Annotated in this window: 18 protein-coding genes; 8 read left to right on the forward strand and 10 right to left on the reverse strand. The window is 70.2% G+C overall.

Translation table 11 applies throughout. The features are described 5' to 3' along the window. Positions 1–13 precede the first annotated feature (13 nt). The 3 genes from QF034_RS23295 to QF034_RS23305 form a co-directional block, all read right to left on the reverse strand. Positions 14–1,270, reverse strand: coding sequence for a DUF2637 domain-containing protein (locus QF034_RS23295; protein WP_307176782.1), 1,257 nt, complete (start codon positions 1,268–1,270; stop codon positions 14–16). A gap of 115 nt (positions 1,271–1,385) precedes the next feature. Beyond that, the gene (locus QF034_RS23300; protein ID WP_307176783.1) at positions 1,386–2,255 is read right to left on the reverse strand and encodes a DUF3558 family protein; all 870 of its coding nucleotides are present in this window, start codon (positions 2,253–2,255) and stop codon (positions 1,386–1,388) included. Positions 2,256–2,373: 118 nt separating this feature from the next. After that, positions 2,374–3,192, reverse strand: coding sequence for a DUF3558 domain-containing protein (locus QF034_RS23305; protein ID WP_307176784.1), 819 nt, complete (start codon positions 3,190–3,192; stop codon positions 2,374–2,376). A gap of 171 nt (positions 3,193–3,363) precedes the next feature. Here QF034_RS23305 and QF034_RS23310 point away from each other — a divergent pair, with 171 nt between their 5' ends. Next, entirely contained in the window at positions 3,364–4,557 is a 1,194-nt protein-coding gene (locus tag QF034_RS23310; RefSeq protein WP_307176785.1) for an RtcB family protein, read from the forward strand. Positions 4,558–4,563: 6 nt separating this feature from the next. On the opposite strand, the gene QF034_RS23315 is transcribed toward QF034_RS23310, so the two are convergent. Both QF034_RS23315 and QF034_RS23320 read right to left on the reverse strand, forming a co-directional pair. Further along, the gene (locus QF034_RS23315) at positions 4,564–4,722 is read right to left on the reverse strand and encodes a hypothetical protein (protein ID WP_307176786.1); all 159 of its coding nucleotides are present in this window, start codon (positions 4,720–4,722) and stop codon (positions 4,564–4,566) included. After that, on the reverse strand, positions 4,722–5,498 hold the full coding sequence (locus tag QF034_RS23320) for an SDR family NAD(P)-dependent oxidoreductase (protein WP_307176787.1): 777 nt from the start codon (positions 5,496–5,498) through the stop codon (positions 4,722–4,724). The genes QF034_RS23315 and QF034_RS23320 overlap by 1 nt, the downstream gene beginning before the upstream one ends. Before the next feature lie 132 nt (positions 5,499–5,630). On the opposite strand from QF034_RS23320, the gene QF034_RS23325 reads away from it, so the two are divergent. Then, the gene (locus QF034_RS23325; protein ID WP_307176788.1) at positions 5,631–6,065 is read left to right on the forward strand and encodes an ester cyclase; all 435 of its coding nucleotides are present in this window, start codon (positions 5,631–5,633) and stop codon (positions 6,063–6,065) included. A gap of 21 nt (positions 6,066–6,086) precedes the next feature. Here QF034_RS23325 and QF034_RS23330 read toward each other — a convergent pair whose 3' ends face one another. Further along, positions 6,087–6,422: a YnfA family protein gene (locus QF034_RS23330; protein WP_307176789.1), complete on the reverse strand. Its 336-nt coding sequence runs from the start codon at positions 6,420–6,422 to the stop codon at positions 6,087–6,089. A gap of 50 nt (positions 6,423–6,472) precedes the next feature. Next, positions 6,473–7,303, reverse strand: coding sequence for a helix-turn-helix domain-containing protein (locus tag QF034_RS23335; RefSeq protein ID WP_307176790.1), 831 nt, complete (start codon positions 7,301–7,303; stop codon positions 6,473–6,475). A gap of 62 nt (positions 7,304–7,365) precedes the next feature. On the opposite strand from QF034_RS23335, the gene QF034_RS23340 reads away from it, so the two are divergent. From QF034_RS23340 to QF034_RS23360, 5 genes are all read left to right on the forward strand, one after another. Beyond that, the gene (locus QF034_RS23340) at positions 7,366–7,968 is read left to right on the forward strand and encodes a TIGR03086 family metal-binding protein (protein ID WP_307176791.1); all 603 of its coding nucleotides are present in this window, start codon (positions 7,366–7,368) and stop codon (positions 7,966–7,968) included. Between the two features lie 61 nt (positions 7,969–8,029). Then, complete coding sequence (locus QF034_RS23345) at positions 8,030–9,100, forward strand: LLM class flavin-dependent oxidoreductase (RefSeq protein ID WP_307176792.1); 1,071 nt, start codon at positions 8,030–8,032, stop codon at positions 9,098–9,100. Positions 9,101–9,239: 139 nt separating this feature from the next. Then, on the forward strand, positions 9,240–9,959 hold the full coding sequence (locus QF034_RS23350) for a response regulator transcription factor (RefSeq protein ID WP_307176793.1): 720 nt from the start codon (positions 9,240–9,242) through the stop codon (positions 9,957–9,959). After that, the gene (locus QF034_RS23355) at positions 9,960–11,378 is read left to right on the forward strand and encodes a HAMP domain-containing sensor histidine kinase (RefSeq protein WP_307176794.1); all 1,419 of its coding nucleotides are present in this window, start codon (positions 9,960–9,962) and stop codon (positions 11,376–11,378) included. It begins immediately after the preceding gene. Positions 11,379–11,780: 402 nt separating this feature from the next. Next, positions 11,781–12,821 carry a LacI family DNA-binding transcriptional regulator gene (locus QF034_RS23360; protein ID WP_307179956.1) on the forward strand — a complete coding sequence of 347 codons (1,041 nt, stop codon included), beginning with the start codon at positions 11,781–11,783 and terminating at the stop codon, positions 12,819–12,821. A gap of 28 nt (positions 12,822–12,849) precedes the next feature. Here the strand turns inward: QF034_RS23360 and QF034_RS23365 are convergent, their stop codons facing one another. Together QF034_RS23365 and QF034_RS23370 are read right to left on the reverse strand one after the other, a co-directional pair. Further along, on the reverse strand, positions 12,850–13,653 hold the full coding sequence (locus QF034_RS23365) for a GNAT family N-acetyltransferase (protein WP_307176795.1): 804 nt from the start codon (positions 13,651–13,653) through the stop codon (positions 12,850–12,852). Between the two features lie 133 nt (positions 13,654–13,786). Further along, the gene (locus QF034_RS23370; RefSeq protein ID WP_307176796.1) at positions 13,787–14,131 is read right to left on the reverse strand and encodes a hypothetical protein; all 345 of its coding nucleotides are present in this window, start codon (positions 14,129–14,131) and stop codon (positions 13,787–13,789) included. 171 nt (positions 14,132–14,302) lie between these two features. Here QF034_RS23370 and QF034_RS23375 point away from each other — a divergent pair, with 171 nt between their 5' ends. Continuing rightward, complete coding sequence (locus tag QF034_RS23375) at positions 14,303–17,554, forward strand: PDDEXK family nuclease (RefSeq protein ID WP_307176797.1); 3,252 nt, start codon at positions 14,303–14,305, stop codon at positions 17,552–17,554. A gap of 71 nt (positions 17,555–17,625) precedes the next feature. Here the strand turns inward: QF034_RS23375 and QF034_RS23380 are convergent, their stop codons facing one another. Beyond that, positions 17,626–18,105: a MarR family transcriptional regulator gene (locus QF034_RS23380; protein WP_307176798.1), complete on the reverse strand. Its 480-nt coding sequence runs from the start codon at positions 18,103–18,105 to the stop codon at positions 17,626–17,628. Between the last annotated feature and the right edge of the window lie 12 nt (positions 18,106–18,117).

Here is an 18,117-nt window from a genome sequence, read left to right on the forward strand (position 1 = left end):
TCGCGCCGGCGGGTCAGGCGATGTGGTCCTCTTCCAGTTGCGCCGAATGGCGCTTCTGGAAGCGCTCCACGAGGGACTTCAGCTCACCGGGGCTCAGCGTCGTGCCGTAGGTGGCCTGGATGTTGTCACCCAGCGCGCGGGGGGTGGGGTAGCTGCCGTCTATCGACTGGCGGAACACCTGGTAGTACGCCTCCTCGTCCGGCTCGGGGGCCGGGGCCGTGCCGCCGCCGTCGCCGAGTTCGCGCGTGCGGTTCGGGCCCACCGGGATGGGGAAGCTGCCGGTGTCCTCCGGGGTGGGTTCCTGCTCGTACTGGGTCTGGTACTGCTCGGCCTCTTGCTGTTCCGCGATCCACTGGGCGTACTGCTCCGCGGGATCGTAGTTCGGGTCGTAGCCGCCCTGGTATTCGACCTCGCGGGGGGTGTTGAACCAGGGGCTCTGGTCTGGCTCCGGGGTGTTGTCCTGTTGCTCTGCGACGGGGTTGCTGTCGAGCTCCAGCCGCTGCTCGCCGGGAGGTGCCGCTCTCGGTGGTACGGGCGCCGCCCCAGCGGCACGACTGCCCGCAGCTGTGCCTGTGTCCAGCTGCGGCGGCGGGGGGATCAAGGCAGGCTCTATGCCCGCCGCTGCCAGGCCCGCCGGGGCCGTTTCCGCCAGGGGGACGCCGTAGCGGGCCAGCCTCAGCGGCATCAGCGACTCCACCGGGGCCTTCCTGCGCCATGCCCGGCCGAAGCGGGAACGCAGGCGGGCCTGGTAGACGAGACGTTCCTGCTCCAGCTTGATGACCTGGTCGTAGGAGCGGAGCTCCCAGAGCTTCATGCGGCGCCAGAGGAGGAACGTCGGGACGGGGGAGAGCAGCCAGCGGGTGAGGCGGACGCCCTCCATGTGCTTGTCCGCCGTGATGTCGGCGATCCGGCCGATCGCGTGACGGGCCGCCTCCACCGCGACCACGAACAGGATCGGGATCACGGCGTGCATGCCGACACCGAGCGGATCCGGCCAGGCGGCCGCGCCGTTGAAGGCGATCGTCGCCGCTGTCAGGAGCCAGGCCGTCTGGCGCAGCAGCGGGAAGGGGATCCTGATCCAGGTGAGGAGCAGGTCCAGGGCCAGCAGGACGCAGATGCCCGCGTCGATACCGATCGGGAAGACGTAGGAGAAGTTCCCGAAGCCCTTTTTCAGGGCCAACTCGCGGACCGCCGCGTACGAACCGGCGAAGCCGATGCCGGCGATGATCACGGCGCCGGCCACGACCACACCGATGAGAACGCGGTGCATCCGAGTCAGCTGTAGTGGCGCGGCCACCCGTACTCCCCTCCCCTTGCGTGTTGTTGCGCGCAACAGGGTGGCACATGTGTGCGGAGGACGGGTGGCCGGTTCCCGTCGGGGCTGTTCAGCTCTTCGACGCGGGCTTCTTCGACGGCGACTTGGACGCCGACTTCGACGGGGCCTTGGAGGGCGTCTTGGAGGGGGCCTTGGAGGGGGCGCCGCTCGCCTTGCCGCCGCCCGCGCCGTTCGCGTCGGACACCGCCGCCACCGCCTCCTTGGCGGCCTTCTTCGCGTCCTTCATCAGGTCGCCGGCGCTCGGGCTCTTGTCGCCGGCCAGGCCCGCGCCGTTGTAGTCGAGGGTGACGACGACGTTCTCGACGCGTGCCACGACCGTCTGCTGCTTGAAGGTGCCTTCCTTCTTCTTCAGCTCGTAGCGCACGGCCGTCGCCTCGTCGCCCGTCCCGGGCACCGGCTCCGACTTGGTGCTCTTGGCACCCGCCACGGCCTGGGCGTCCTGGACCTGCTTCTCGAAGTACTCCCGGGCCAGCTTGTCGGCCGGGCCGCGGGTGACGTCCGACTCGAAGCGCAGCATCGACACGTTCAGCCAGCGGAACTGCGAGCCCTTGACTCCGTTGTTGTCGAGGCTGTTCCAGGAGCAGTTGCCCCGGGTCGAGATGTCGTCCGACTTGCCCTCCTTGCCGGACTTGCCCTTCGGTACGAGGTCCTTCAGCGTCTTCTTCGACAGCGTCTTGCAGGGCTCCGGGAGCTTGCCGTACGCCGCCGCCTCCACGGTCGGCGACGGGCTCGCGGACGCCGATGCGGCGGCCTTCGCGGCCTTGTCCGTGCTGTCGCCGGAGCCGGAGTCCGAGGAGCAGCCGGCGGCGACCAGCATCACGGGGACGGCGGCCGCGCAGACAAGGACGCGGTTGACTCGCTTCGCTCGCTGGTCTCGCTGGTCTCGCTGTGCTCGTCGCTGCATGGTTCCTTCACTCATGACGCTCGTGGTTCCTGCGGTCGGAACGGGTCCGAGTGGTCACGGTACGCGGTGAGGCAGCGGCGTGTTCTTCCTTCGGGTGCTTTGCGGGTGCGCGTGAAGGGGGCGTGAAGGGGCCTCAGTCGCTCAGCGAATCGGCCAGCTGCGAGGCCAGTTTCAGCGCCCTGTCCTGCATTTCCTTGCTGTCCGGGACGACGCCGACGGTGGCCGGCTGCTCGGCGTACTCGATGGTCACGATGACGTTGGACGTGCGGAATGCCACAGTCACCGTCCGCTGCTTGGCCGTCGAACCGGAGCTGCTCAGCTCGTCGTCGAGGAAGGCCTCGTCGCCGACCTCCTCCAGGACGCGCGGCTGGAGGTCGGTCGGGGTGGCGGAGGCGGAGGCGGACGCCGAGGCGGACGCCGAGGGAGAGGGCGAGGAGGTGCCGGACGGGGACGGGGAGCCGCTCGGCGTGCTGCCCGGGGGCGCCGACTCGGTGGCGGTCGGCTCGGGCAGGTGGGCCGCCGCCTCCTTCTCCGCGAAGAGCTGCTCGGCCTGGCTGTCGTCGCTGACCGCGTTGTCGTAGGAGACGACCCGTTCGAAGTCGACGAGCAGATGGTCGGTGGCCTGCGGTGCGTCGACCTTCCACTGGCAGCCGACCTTGCGGTCGGTGTCGTACGTGACCGTGGCCTCGCCCTCGTACGCCTTCTCGCGCTGCTCCTCGTCGGTGATCTGCCGGATACCGGGCAGGAGTTCGTCGAGGGAGCCTTCGCTCACGGCGCCGCAGGGCTCGGGCAGCGTGCGGTACTTGCCCGGCTCGGCGGCGGCCGAGGCCGTGCCCGTGTCGCCCGGGTTGGAGTCGTCCGTCGGGCCGCCGTCGCCGGAGCCGCCGGTGCAGCCGGCCAGCAGGGCCGCGAGGAGCGCGGCGATACCGGGTGCGTACGCCTTCCGTTGCACGTGGTGGCTCCTCTCGACGCGGATATTGGCTTGCCGCCTCGGGGCAGCCGATGAACACAATGTGTATCGCACGCACTGCCGTGGACGCCGGTCCGGATTCCCTTTCGTCGACCTTGGCTCCGGTATTTGCTGTTGAGGACTTCTGTTCGTTTACGGGGGATTGAGGGCGCTATGTCGTATGTAGAGATACCTGGTGCGAAAGTACCGATCCGGATGTGGACCGACCCTGCCACGGTCGAGGGCTCCGCACTCCAGCAGCTCCAGAACGTCGCCACGCTGCCGTGGATCAAGGGCCTGGCCGTCATGCCCGACGTGCACTACGGCAAGGGTGCGACGGTCGGCTCGGTCATCGCCATGAAGGGCGCGGTGTGCCCGGCTGCGGTGGGCGTCGACATCGGCTGCGGAATGTCGGCGGTGAAGACGTCCCTGACGGCGAACGACCTGCCGGGGGACCTGTCGCGGCTGCGGTCGCGGATCGAGCAGGTGATTCCGGTGGGGCGGGGGATGCATGACGATCCCGTCGACCCCGGGCGGTTCCACGGGTTGGCCACTGCCGGGTGGGAGGACTTCTGGGGGCGGTTCGACGGGGTGGCGGAGGCGGTCAAATTCCGTCAGGAACGTGCCACGAAGCAGATGGGAACGCTCGGCGGAGGCAACCACTTCGTCGAAGTCTGCACGGACACGACCGATTCTGTCTGGTTGATGCTCCACTCCGGCTCCCGCAACATCGGCAAGGAACTCGCCGAGCACCACATCGGCGTCGCCCAGAAGCTCCCGCACAACCAGGGCCTGGTCGACCGCGACTTGGCCGTCTTCATCGCGGACACCCCGCAGATGGCGGCGTACCGGAACGACCTGTTCTGGGCGCAGGAGTACGCGAAGTACAACCGCTCGATCATGATGGCGCTCCTGAAGGACGTGATCCGCAAGGAGTTCAAGAAGGCGAAGCCGGCCTTCGAGCCGGAGATCAGCGCGCACCACAACTACGTGGCCGAGGAGCGCTACGACGGGATGGACCTGCTCGTGACCCGCAAGGGCGCGATCCGGGCCGGCTCCGGCGACTACGGGATCATCCCCGGCTCCATGGGCACGGGTTCCTACATCGTGAAGGGCCTCGGCAACGCCAAGTCCTTCAACTCGGCCTCGCACGGCGCGGGCCGGCGCATGAGCCGCAACGCGGCCAAGCGCCGCTTCTCGACGAAGGACCTGGAGGAGCAGACGCGGGGCGTGGAGTGCCGCAAGGACTCCGGCGTCGTGGACGAGATCCCGGGCGCCTACAAGCCGATCGAGCAGGTCATCGACCAGCAGCGGGACCTGGTGGAGGTCGTGGCGAAGCTGAAGCAGGTCGTCTGTGTGAAGGGCTGACCGCTCCTATTCCGGCGCGTGCGTCACCGCGTAGATCATGACGAACGCCACGATGTGGATGCCGAAGAGGAAGTAGGCCAGCCACCCCCACATGTGGCGTTCGTTCTTCGTCTCCTGGGCGAGGCGCTGCTGTTCCCGTTCCCGGTCCCCTTCGGCGTCCGGCATCACAGGTCCCGGTGGACCTTCGTGTTGGAGGCCTGGGCGCGCGGGCGCAGGACGAGGAGGTCGACGTTGACGTGGCTGGGGCGGGTGACCGCCCAGGTGATGGTGTCGGCGACGTCGTCGGCCGTGAGGGGCTCGGCGACGCCCTGGTAGACCTTCTCCGCCTTCTCCTTGTCGCCGGAGAAGCGGGTGAGGGCGAACTCGTCCGTCTTGACCATGCCGGGGGCGATCTCGATGACGCGGACCGGCCGGCCGACGATCTCCAGGCGCAGCGTCTCGGCGAGGACGTGCGCGCCGTGCTTGGCGGCGACGTAGCCCGCGCCGCCCTCGTAGGTGCCGTGGCCGGCGGTGGAGGAGACGACCACGACCGTGCCGTCGCCGCTCGCGATCAGCTTGGGCAGCAGGGCCTGGGTGAGGTTGAGCGTGCCGATGACGTTCGTCTCGTACATCTGGCGCCAGTCCGCCGGGTCGCCGGTCGCGACCGGGTCGGCGCCGAGCGCGCCGCCCGCGTTGTTGACCAGTACGCCGATCGTCTTGAAGGCCGTGGCGAACTCGTCGACCGCCGCGCGGTCGGTGACGTCGAGGGCGTACGCCGTGGCCTGGTGGCCCGCTTTGGTGATCTCCTCCGCCAGCGCCTCGATGCGGTCCTTGCGGCGGGCGGTGAGGACGACGCGGTAGCCCGCGGCGGCGAGCTGCCGGGCCGTGGCGGCGCCGATTCCGCTGCTCGCACCGGTGACGACGGCGATGCGGGAGGCTGCGGACGGGGCGGCGGTGGCCATGGGGGCTCCTCGGTCGTGGTGTGCGATGGCGGGCGGGCCGGCGTCGGCCTCAGGGCTTCCGGCCAGGATAGGCGGGGCCCGCGGTGGGAGAATGAGGGCGGGTGATCCCCTGACATTTTCCGGAGGTGGATCATGGGCGAGGCACGCGAGGTCATGGACCGGCTCACCGACGCGGTCACCACGCACGCCGATCTGAAGGTCATCGGCGAGCTGTACGCCGAGGACGCGGTCGCCTTCACCCCCGACGAGGGTGAGCTGCGCGGGCGCGACAGCATCGTCGAGTACTGGCGGGCGATGACGGAGGCGGTCCCCGAGGCGACGTTCCAGTCGCTGCACTCCTACGAGGTCGGTGACACGGCCATCGACGAGGGGATCTTCAGCGGGCGGAACACCGGGCCCCTGGAGCTGCCCAACGGCGAGACGCTGCCCCCGACGCAGAAGGAGATCAGGATCCGCGGGGTGGACATCGCCACCGTGAGGGACGGCCGGATCGTGGACTACCGCCTGTATTTCGACGAGATGGACTTCCTGGGGCAGCTGGGGCTGCTGCCCGACGAGCCGTTCTGAGTCTCCGGCCCGGGATGCCGGTCAGTTTCCTCGCGGGGCGTACATGATCACCGCCATGCCCGCGAGGCAGACGAGTGCGCCCGTGATGTCCCAGCGGTCCGGGCGGTAGCCGTCCGCGACCACGCCCCACAGGATCGAACCGGCGACGAAGATCCCGCCGTACGCGGCGAGGACGCGGCCGAAGTGGGCGTCGGGCTGGAACGTCGCGACGAAGCCGTACGCGCCGAGCGCGAGGACGCCGCCGGCCGCCCACAGCCAGCCTCTGCTCTCGCGCACGCCCTGCCAGACCAGCCACGCGCCGCCGATCTCGAAGAGGGCGGCGACGACGAAGAGGGCGGCGGAGCGGAGCACGAGCATGGTGGTCAGCTTCGCACGCGCCCTGGCCTCCGCATCGGCGGGACGGCTCCCTAGCGCCCGGCTCGGGCTCCGGCGGCGTACGCCGCCGGGGATACTCCCACCGTCGTCGTGAAGTCGCGTACCAGATGGGCCTGGTCGGCGTAGCCGAGGTCGGCGGCGAGGGCGGCCCAGTCGACGTCGCGGCGGCTGCCGGCCTGCTCCAGGGCCTCGTGGATGCGGTAGCGGAGGATGACCCACTTGGGGCTGACGCCGACATGGGTCGAGAAGAGCCGTTGCAGCGCCCGTACCGACAGTCCTCGCGCGTGGGCGAAGTCGCCGACGCGGCGTACGGTGCGGTCCGCCTGGATGCGTCGGACGAGGTCGATCGCGAGGTCTGCCTGCGGATCCGGGACGCAGGGCAGGGAGAGCAGGAAGGCGTCGAGGGCGGCCACCCGGGCGCGGTCGTCCGCGGGGGTGACGACCGAGCGGGCGGTGTCGCCGGTGGCCTGCGGGAACACCTCCCGGACGGGCAGCGTGCGGCCCGTCCACCGGGAAACCGGCACCTCGGGGGCGTACGGCCGGAAGCCGCCGGGCCGGAACTTCGCCCCGCAGACCCGGCCCCGGCCCGACAGCTTCCTGGTGTACAGGCCGAGCGCGACGCCGGTGACCTCGCCGTAGGGCGCGTCCTCCTCGTCGGCCCCGTCCCACTGGAAGGTGAGGTTGACGGCGGGGTGCGGGACGATGTGGGAGGCGTAGGGCGCGGGCAGGTCCCAGTCGATGAGCCAGTACCACTCGACGTACCGGCGCAGCGGCTCGGCGGGCTCGTGGCGGCGGAATCGCACGTGGTTCAGCAGCCCGGACGGGTCGACGATCCCGCGGGTGTCGTGGCGGGGTGCCTCCATGGCCGGATCGTACGTCGCGTTTCTTCAAGAGGGGCGGCCCCGGGTGTCCCTACGGTCGCTGTATGGACACCAAGCGCAGTGAAGCGAAGAGCCACACCCTGGGCGATCTTCTGGCTGTGGCGCGTGAGCGGGCCGTGCCTGTGGTCCGGGCGGTTCCCGACGAGGCGCTCTCCGCCCCCACACCGTGTGCCGACTACGACGTGAAGTCCCTGGTCAACCACCTCTTCCAGGTGGTCGTGGAGTTCCAGAAACTGGCCGCCAAGGGCGAGTCGGACTTCTCCACGACGCCCGACCGGGTCGGTGCGGGGCCGGACTGGAGGGAGCGGTTCGCCGAGGAGACGGACAGGCTGGTGGCGGCCTGGTCGGCGCCCGGTGCCGAGGAGGGCACGGCAGGGGCGTGGCAGATGCCCGCGCGGCTGGTCGGGGGGATGGCGTTGCTCGATCTGACGGTGCACGCGTGGGACCTGGCCCGGGCCACGGGCCAGGAGTACCGGGCGGACGACGAGCTGGAACCGGTCCTGGAGCAGCTCGCCGGCACGGTCGCCGAGCTGGCCCCGACGGCCCGGTCGACCGGTGTGTTCGCGGAGCCGGTGCCGGTGGCGGAGGGTGCGTCGGCCTTCGAGCGGCTGCTCGGGCAGACCGGCAGGGACCCGTACCGGACGTGATGACCTGCCTGTTGCCCCCCAGGTACGGTTGAAGGGTAAACAACCTGGAGGGTGAGCGACCATGCAGTTCGGGATCTTCAGCGTCGGCGACGTCACGCCCGACCCGACCACCGGCCGGACGCCGACCGAACGCGAGCGCATCAAGGCCATGGTCGCCATCGCGCTGAAGGCCGAAGAGGCCGGGCTCGACGTCTTCGCCACCGGCGAGCACCACAACCCGCCGTTCGTGCCGTCGTCCCCGACCACCATGCTCGGCCACATCGCCGCCCGCACCGAGCGGCTGATCCTCTCCACCGCCACCACCCTCATCACCACCAACGACCCGGTGAAGATCGCCGAGGACTTCGCGATGCTCCAGCACCTGGCCGACGGCCGGGTGGATCTGATGCTGGGCCGCGGCAACACCGCGCCCGTCTACCCCTGGTTCGGGCAGGACATCCGGCAGGGCATCCCGCTCGCGATCGAGAACTACGCCCTCCTCCACCGGCTGTGGCGCGAGGAGGCCGTCGACTGGGAGGGGAAGTTCCGTACGCCGCTGCAGGGCTTCACCGCCACGCCCCGCCCGCTGGACGGCGTACCGCCGTTCGTCTGGCACGGGTCGATCCGCTCGCCGGAGATCGCCGAGCAGGCCGCGTACTACGGCGACGGCTTCTTCCACAACAACATCTTCTGGCCGGCCGAGCACACCAAGCGCATGGTCGAGCTGTACCGGACGCGGTACGCACACCACGGGCACGGCACGCCCGAGCAGGCGATCGTCGGGCTCGGCGGGCATGTGTTCATGCGGCGGAACTCGCAGGACGCCGTGCGGGAGTTCCGGCCGTACTTCGATGTCGCGCCGGTGTACGGGCACGGGCCGTCGCTGGAGGACTTCATGGCGCAGACGCCGCTGACCGTCGGCTCCCCGCAGCAGGTGATCGAGAAGACGCTGGCCTTCCGCGAGTACGCCGGCGACTACCAGCGCCAGCTGTTCCTGGTCGACCACGCGGGGCTGCCGCTGAAGACCGTGCTGGAGCAGATCGACCTGCTGGGCGAGGAGGTCGTACCGGTGCTGCGCAAGGAGTTCGCCGTGGGCCGCCCGGCGGAGGTGCCCGACGCGCCGACCCACGCGGCCCGGCTCGCCGGGACCTGAAGGCGCCGGGACCTGAGGGTGAGAGGACGGTAGGCACCCGGGCCGTGGTTGCGTGACCCCCGGTGAGAGGGCAGTAAGAAGGACGCTCCGGCGCAGCTCATCCCCTCCCGCAGACCCGGCGGCGGGGCACACTGGACGCGTGTCCCAAACAGTGCTGCTCGCCGAAGACGACCGCGCCATCCGCAACGCCCTGGAGCGCGCCCTGACCCTGGAGGGGTACCAGGTCATGGCGGTCGCCGACGGTGTCGAGGCACTGGCGCAGGCCCACCGCAACCGTCCGGACGTCCTCGTCCTGGACGTGATGATGCCCGGCATCGACGGGCTCCAGGTGTGCCGTGTGCTGCGCGCCGAGGGCGACCGGACGCCGATCCTGATGCTGACCGCGCTCGTGGAGACCGCAGACCGGATCGCCGGCCTGGACGCGGGCGCCGACGACTACGTGGTGAAGCCCTTCGACGTGGAGGAGGTCTTCGCCCGGCTGCGCGCCCTGCTGCGCCGCACCAGCCCGGTGAGCGTCGTCGGCGCACCCGCGGCCGAGACGCCCCGGCCGGTCCCCGAGCGGTTCATCGAGGCGGCCGGCATCCGCATGGACCCACAGGCGCGCCGGGCCTGGCGGGGCGCCCGCGAGCTGGAGCTGACCCGCACCGAGTTCGAACTGCTGGAGCTGCTGGTGCGCAACGCGGGCATCGTCCTCGACCACTCGACGATCTACGACCGTATCTGGGGCTACGACTTCGGCCCCGGCTCGAAGAACCTCGCCGTCTACGTCGGCTATCTGCGGCGCAAGCTCGACGAGCCGGACGCGCCGCAGCTGATCCACACGGTGCGCGGCGTGGGTTACGTGCTGCGGGAGGACTGAGTGGGCCGCCTCCGCCGGCGCTTCAGCGGGCGGCGGCCGAAGCTGGTCTCGCTGCGCACCACGTTCGCCGTGTCGTTCGCGGCGGTGACGGCGGCCGTGACGATCCTGGTCGGCATCCTGTCGTACAGCGCGGCGGCCCGGCTGGTGCGGGTGGACCAGCAGACCGTGTTCGACGAGGTCGTGCAGGACCTGCGTGACGAGGTGCGGCAGAACCACATGACGCCCGGCGACTTCTCGTCCGCCGCGCCGGGCCACGACCTCGTCCGGCCCGCCCGCACCGATGTGCAGGTGCTCGGCCCGGACGGCCATGTCGCCGACCCGGGCAGCCCGGGACTGCCGGTCACCGGCGCCGACGTGCGGATCGCCGGGGCCGCGACGTCCGGGCGGGTCGCCGAGCACAAGGACGTCGACGTGGGCAACGACGTCTACCGCGTCGCGACCGTCTCCCTCGGCGGCGGCCGGGGCGCGGTGCAGGTCGCGCAGGAGTTCAGCGACGTCGAGGACCTGCTGCGGGCGCTGCAGCGGCGGACGCTGCTGCTGATGGCCGCCGTGGTGATCGCCGCCGGCCTGTTCGGCTGGTGGCTGGCCCGGCGGATCACGCGCCGCCTGGTCGTCCTCACCGACGCCGCCGAGGACGTCGCCCGCACGCGCCGGCTCGGCATCGAGGTGCCCGTCGCCGGGCACGACGAGGTGGGCCGGCTGGGCCGGGCGTTCGACCGCATGCTGGGGCGGCTCGCGCAGTCCGAGGAGGACCAGCGCCGTCTGGTCCAGGACGCGGGCCATGAGCTCCGTACGCCGCTGACCTCCCTGCGGACGAACATCTCCCTGCTCCGCCGGATCGACGAACTCCCGCCCGAGGCCCGCGAGGAACTGGTCGCCGATCTGGGCCAGGAGGCCCGCGAGCTGACCGACCTGGTCAACGAGCTCGTCGATCTCGCGGCCGGGCAGTCGGACACCGAGCCGCCGCGGCGGGTGGACGTCGCCGACATCGCGGAGGAGGTGGCGGGCCTCGCCCGGCGTCGCAGCGGCCGGCGGATCCTGCTCCGCGCGAGCGGCGACACCACCACCGACGGGCGGCCCGGGATGCTGACCCGGGCGCTGTCCAACCTCGTCGAGAACGCGGTGAAGTTCGACCAGGGCGGCACGGCCCCCATCGAGATCGTCGTCGCCGGGCCCGCCCGGCCGGGCACGATCCGCGTCGAGGTCCTCGACCGCGGCCCCGGCATCGCCGACCAGGACCTCGACCGCGTCTTCGACCGCTTCTACCGCGCCGCCGACGCCCGCTCCCTGCCGGGCTCGGGCCTCGGCCTGTCCATCGTCCGCGAGGTGGCACTCGCCCACGGGGGAGCGCCGTTCGCGTTCCGCCGGGACGGGGGCGGGACGGTGATCGGGTTCACGGTGGGCGGGGGGCTGGAGTGACCCGGGCCGGCTCCGCGCCTACGAGTTCCGGGTGCCACGGAGTCTGCCCCTGTCCGGCACCTTCCTACACCGCCAGCCACACCGCCTGGCTCCGTCGAGAGGTTGACCAGGCGCAGGAAGCCCGGCGGCGGAGGCGCAGGGCCGTGCGGTAGAGCTCCGGCATGGAGGCGGGGTGCCCGGAGCCGCTGCCGCAAGCGGTGAGAAGAAGCCCGGTGTCTCCGAGCCCGTCGGGATAGCGCTTGCAAGACAGGGGCGGGCTGTGCCGAAGACAATGCGTTACGTGGGAGTAATCGCTGCCCGCCTCGGGGTGTATCTCTGTGAAAGCGCTGTCACATTCCTGGTCCGGAGAGCGAATCCCTGTGCTAGCGTCCGCTCATGCCTCCCGCTCAACGGCACCCCACGATGGCCGACGTCGCCGAACGGGCCGGGGTCTCCACCTCTACCGTCTCGCGCACGCTGCGCGGCCTGACCACGGTCTCGCCGGAGGTGCGGGCCCGCGTCGAGAAGGCCGCACGCGAGCTGAACTTCGCCGTGTCCCGACAGGCCGCGAGCCTTGTCACGGGCCGGACCGGGACGGTGGCGGTGCTGGTCCCGACGCTCAACTCCTGGTTCATGGGAGCCGCCCTGTCCAGCCTGGCCCCGCTGCTGCGGGCCGCCGGGCTGCAGCTGAACGTCTACGAGATCCCCGACCTGGCCGAGCGCACCGCGTTCTTCGAGCACCTCCCGGCCCGCCGCAACGCCGACGCGCTCCTGGTGTTCTCCTTCGACCTCACCGACGAGGAGACCGCGCGGCTGGACGACCTCGGCATGCCGGTGATCTACGTCAGCCAGCACGTCGAAGGACGCCCGAGCATCTACGTCGACGACGTGGCCGGCGCCCTGCACGGCACCCGGCACCTGCTCAACCTCGGCCACCGCCGGATCGCCTTCGTCCAGACGGCGGGCGCGAGCGGTTTCTCCTTCAGCTCCAACGAACGGCTGCTGGGCTACCAGCAGGCGCTCACCGAGGCGGGGGTCCCGCTCGACGACGACCTGGTGGTGTCCACGCGGGTCGGCGACAAGCGCGCCGCCGCCGAGGTGCTCGGCATGCTGCTGAGCCTGCGCGAGCCGCCCACCGCCGTCTTCGCCGAGCAGGACGAGGTCGCTGTCGCCCTCATCTGGAACCTGCGCAAGACGCAGATCGCCGTACCCGAGCGGATCTCCGTCCTCGGCTTCGACGACCAGCCGCTGGCCGACTGGTTCGACCTGTCCACGGTCGCCCAGTCGCCGTCGGACATGGGGCGAGAGGCCGGGGAGCTGGCGCTGAAGCTCATCGACGACTCCGGGGCGGCCCAGGAGCGGCATGTCGTACTGCCGACGTATGTGATCCCGCGGGCCACGACCGCGCCGGTGGCCAGGGCCTGGGACGAGGGGGAGCGGGGCGGCGAGCAGGTGCGCGAGTGACGTGCGCCCCCTCGGAAGAACCGGCTGATCAATCCTTGAGGGCGAAGAACCGCATCGGGGAGTTCGCCTCGAAACCGATGCGCGGATAGACGGGCGCTCCGGCGGCGGTGGCGTGCAGGGTCGCCCGGGTCAGTCCGGTGGCCCGGCCGCCCTCGCACAGGGCCTTCCTCGTCACCGCCTCCCCGTATCCGCGGCGCTCCCACTCCGGGTCGGTCGCGACGAGCAGCACGAAGAGGCGGCCGTCGGCCTCGACGGTGGCGGCGCAGGTCACGGGGGTGCCGTCGGCGCGCACGCCCAGGTAGGCGTACACCTGGCTCTTCCACAGCGAGGAGCGGCCCAGACCGTCACGGCCGTCCTCCAACGGGAAGCCGTAGGCGCGCGCGTTGATGTCGGCGAAGGCGCGCAGCTGATCGTCCGTGGTCACGCGGACGAACGTCAGGTCGGGGTGGGCGGGTTCGGGCAGTGGCGGCAGATCCCCCGCCATGCCCGTCCCGGCGAAGGCGTGCACGAGCCCGGCTCGCTCGGCGGCGCCCCCGAGCCCCGCACGCGCCTCCTCGTCCAGCAGATCCTCGAAGACCCACAGAAAACCGGGGCGCTTCTTCGCCCGCATGATCTCCGCGACCTCGTCCAGCCGCTGCTTCAGCAGCCCGGCGGTGGTGCCGGGTTCGGTCAGCGTGACGCAGTTCCAGAAGGCGAACCGGCAGTCGGCCCAGCGGACGGCGATCCCGGGCAGATCGCGGACGTCCGCCTGCGGATCCCGGTCGAGCACCATGACCCGCCACACCGTGGCGAGCTGTTCCACCGATTCGATCGAGTCCGTGAGATCGCGCATGACATTCCCCCCAGGTCGGCGGTGGAGCACGGGAGTTGCCCGGTCCAGTACACGTACTGCCCTTCCGGGGGCCGCCTCATCCCGCCCGTACGGCAGGCCGGCATCTTCCAGCGTCCTGTGGCCGGGCCGGGTGTTACTCGCTCCTCGCTTCCCAGGGCAGCCGATGCTGCGGGGTCCGGGCCAGGCAGGAACGGAGATCGTCCCGGTCGAAGGGGCGCCCGGTGAGGAGCAGGGTTCGCGCGTAGCCGTCCAGCGATGCGATGAGGGCGTCCGGAAGCCCTGCCGCTCTGGGCAGTTCCCATACGCCCGTCATGGCCCGGTCCACCTTGTCGGGGTTGACCGGCAGGTGGGTGTGCAGCTCCCACGGCGGAACGTCGTTGAGCCGGCTTCGGTCCGGCCGCCCGAGCAGTCTCCTGCCCGCTCGCTCCAGCGTGCGCAGTACCGCCAGTTCCGATACGCCCATGAGTGTCGCTGTCACCTCTGCCATCGCTCCCCCTGCCAGTGATCCGGAGTCTCGGTCCTCTCCGACCCTGGTCGACATCTACCACGGCTCAACGCACTGGAGAGAGAATCTCCGCAAGTTGGCACATATGACTGAATTGCTTATGAGGGAATGATCGGCCTGCGCCGGTGATGTGACACTGAGGACGTGCCTGAAAACGCTTCGCCGATCACCGCTTCCGCAGGTGGGGAAGGGCCCTGGGCGTCGTCCGTCAAGGACCCCAACCTCAGCGCATCCCCCGAACCTGGCGCCCCGGGAAACGTCCCACCGGGTGAGGATCTTGATCTGCGTATCGGCTGGGATCGTTTCGAGAAGCTCGTCCTGGCGGTGTCGCGCAGGGTACGGGGCCTGAGGGACGTCAAGTTTCGCCGCTACGGTGTTCAGGGACAGGCGCAGTACGGCATCGACCTCGCCGGTCGAGAGCCGGACGGCAGCTACACCGTCATCCAATGCAAGGACTATCTCGCCTTCACGGCCGGTGACCTGCGGGCAGCCGTGGACGTCTTCACGACCGGTCGGCGCCCGTTCGATGCGCACCGTCTGATCATCGCCACCTCGGCTTCCACGCAGGCCACACAGGTGGCCGACGAGCTTGCCAGGCTTCAGAACGCGCACCCCGACCTGGACTTGGACCTGTGGGGCTCCGAGCAGATCAATGACTTCCTGCGCTCCCAGGGTGACGTGGTCGCCCGGTTCTGGACCCGCGAGACGGCGGAGACCTTCTGCACGGGGGCACCCCTGCCGGGGGTCCCCGTACCGCTGCCCGACCGGCAGGAGCAGGCGGAGCGGATCCTCGTCGGCCCGTTGAAGACGAACGACGTGGCACCGATCCTCCGGCAGGCGGATGCCCAGCGATCGACAGCACCCGAGGAGTCCGCCCGTCTGTACGGGGAGCTGGCGAACCGGCTTCACGACGCGGGTTTCCGCGGACACGCCGTGACCATGCGGGGTAAACAGCTTGACGCCCTGGAAGAAGCCCGGCTCATTGATCAGGCGATCGACCTCGCGGCGCATCTCGCGGTCACGGCTCTCCACTTCGGAGAGCGCGACGAGCCGAAGAGTCTCATGCACCGTATCGAGAAACTGGCTGCTCAAGCGGTGGCCAGCGGGACGGAGCAGTCAGCAGGCACACAGCGGCACGCCCACCTGGTTCGCGCTGCTGTCCGAAGCGTTCTCCATCCGCTCGGCACCTTCGATGCCTTGAAGACGGCCCTGGAGCAACCCTCGGCGGAGGAGCCCGCCTACCAGCCGCTGCTGGTGCTCCTGCTCGCCGAGCATCTGCTGGCCTCGGACCCGGGCCGATTGCCGGCTTTGGACGCACTCGTCAGCGCCGCGGTCGCTCACGCCGACGCGCAGCCGATCGCTCGAGTCACCGAGGACGCTGTCATCCGGTTGCGTTTGGTGCGGGCCGAGTATGCCGCCGCCGAGCGCAAGGAACTCAAGCGACTTGCCCGACGTCACCTCGTGTCCGGTCGGCACGCGGCCTTGATCAACGCGCGTGAGGGCCGGCGGTGTGCCCTTGAAGGGCTGGCCGAAGAGGCCCTGGAGAGCTGGCGTGATGCGGTCTATGACGCCATCCACGCGGGGATGGCGGAGGACGCCGCCGACTGGCTCTATGCCGTCCGTGCCGTGAACGCGCAGTACGGACCGTTCACTTCGGACCTCGATGACGAGCACCGGCTGGCACAGGCCCTCCGCGCGACGGGGACGGGACGCCTGCTGGACCGTATGCGCTCCTTCCGTGAGCACGCCTTGTCCGCCAAGGTGAGGGACAAGCCCGTCGAGGCGGCCCTGTCCGCCCGTCGCTGGCTGACCGACACGGTCATCACCGGAAACTGGGCGGGCGAATTCGAGGCACTGGAGTTCCTGGGAGACCTCTACCGCGACAGCCGCGAGCCGAAGCTGGCTGCCCGGTACTACCAGCGCGCGGGCAGAGCCAAGAAGCTCAGGGAACTCGCCACCACCGTGGGCGACCTCAAGCTCCCGCTGGGGCCCTTCACCGGTGCACCCTGGTGGATGCTGCAGGCTCGCGCGGCGCTCGTCGAGGCACAGGCGGACCTGATCGATGACGAGACCGCCGGCACCCTGCTGGGCACATTGACGGTACTGGCCGAGCGCGGCAGAGCGGGTGAGCTGGTGGACTCTCCCTTTCACAACCTCACCCACCAGGTCACCCGCAGCGCCTGCGTTCTCGCGGCGCGAGGAACACCCGAACAGGCCCTGGCCCTCCTGGCCCTTCTGGCTCCCGATGTGCCACGTGAGCCCCATCAGTACCGTCATTCCGACGACTTCCATGCGACCGCCTGCGTCGCCATCGCCAAAGCCCATCCGGACGCCGTGATGACGGCGTTGACAAGGCTCTTCGACCTGGCGGAAGGCGGGGCGGACAAGGCACTGGAACTGGTCGTGGACGACGAGGTGGTCAGTCTGCTGGCAGCGCGAAAGGAGGGCGTACCACCCGTCAGTCGATCTGCCGCCGGTGATGCATTGTCCGAGGGCGACTTGAACGAACTGCGCACCCGAGTAGGTCGTCTGGACGACAGTGGGCTGTACCTGGCTGACGTCGCGCGATCCTTGGTCGATCCTGGGCATGACGCCGTGCGGAAGCGGGCGGAGCAGGCACGGGACCGTATCCTCCAACGTCCTGACCCCGAACCCGGCCGCGCCGAGTTCGGCACGAGACTGGTTCCTGATTCCTATCTGCTCGGCTGCCTCGATGCTCAGGTCCGTACCGTGTGTCTCGACAAGCTCATGGCTATCGCAAGCGACGGCCGTGAAGTGGCCACGACCAGGCGAGACGCCCTCATCGGGATCCGCAATCTGGTGGTCGACCTGCCTGCCGACCTGCAACGGCAGGTGTTCGACAAAGCGCAGGGCTTCGTACTCGGACAGCAGGACGGCAGCTACCTGGACGACGAAGCGACCGGTACGCCACACCCACTCAGCTCCGTCAAGATCTCCATGGGATCCGCGTCACTGCGGGGAGAAGCGCTGCTTCTGGCCGCCGCGTCGGCTACTACCCCGGAAGCTCATGCATGGGTCCGCGACCAAGCGGTCGGCCTGCTGTCCAGCGGGGATCGCGCCGATCTTCATGCCGCCGCAGTCACCATGACCCGGCTTGCGAGGGACGTAGCTGCCGACGTCGACGCCAACCTCATGGGGACGCACGGCCATGTCGGTGTCCGCCAGGCCAGCGCGGTGCTGTGCCTACGGCACCCGGCCCGTTACCGGGATACGGCCGTGCGTCTGGCGAAGGACAGCGAGTACCGGGTCCGGCGGACACTGGCGGAAGCGGCGGCCCAGGCTGATCCGGAAGCATCCGAATTGGCCACAGAGATCCTGGAGATCCTCGCCCACGACCCTCGACACAGCGTCCGCGTTGCGGCCCTCCCCGGCTGACTCGGGGTTCCCCGAAGTCGCCAGGCGTGCTCGATCGACCGACGAGGTGCCCGGCACGTGCGGCCCCGTGTTCACCGCCCAACGGAGCCGTCCCGTTGGGCCCGTCGCCGTGCGGTGGCGACATCGCGCATGGTCAGCAGAAAGCGCCGGACCGTGGCCAGCTCCTGCTCCTCGAAGGACCGCATCTCGGCGACCATCTCGTGGATCAGCGGCCCGAAGAACGACCAGCCCAGGGTGACGGCCTCGTCCTGGACGACCAGCAGCACCCGCCGGCGGTCGCGGGTGTCCCGTTCCCGGCGCACGAGCCCCAGCCGCTCCAGCCGGTCGACCACGGCAGTGGTCGATGCCGAGTTCACCCCCAGCTGCGCTCCGAGCCATCCAGGGGTGGCCCGCACGCCCTCCCGGCCGGCGTCCAGCAGGTGGATCAGCGCGCGCACATCCGTGGCATGAAGCCCCTCGCGGCCGGCGAAATCGGCAGCGAGAAGGTCCAGTTCCACCGTGACGGCCCGCAGCAGATGGACCAGTTGAAGGCCGGGATCCTGGTCGTCCACGCTTTCACTCCC

Origin of the sequence: Streptomyces africanus (genome assembly GCF_030816955.1) — a bacterium.
Classification (GTDB): Bacteria; Actinomycetota; Actinomycetes; order Streptomycetales; family Streptomycetaceae; genus Streptomyces; species Streptomyces africanus.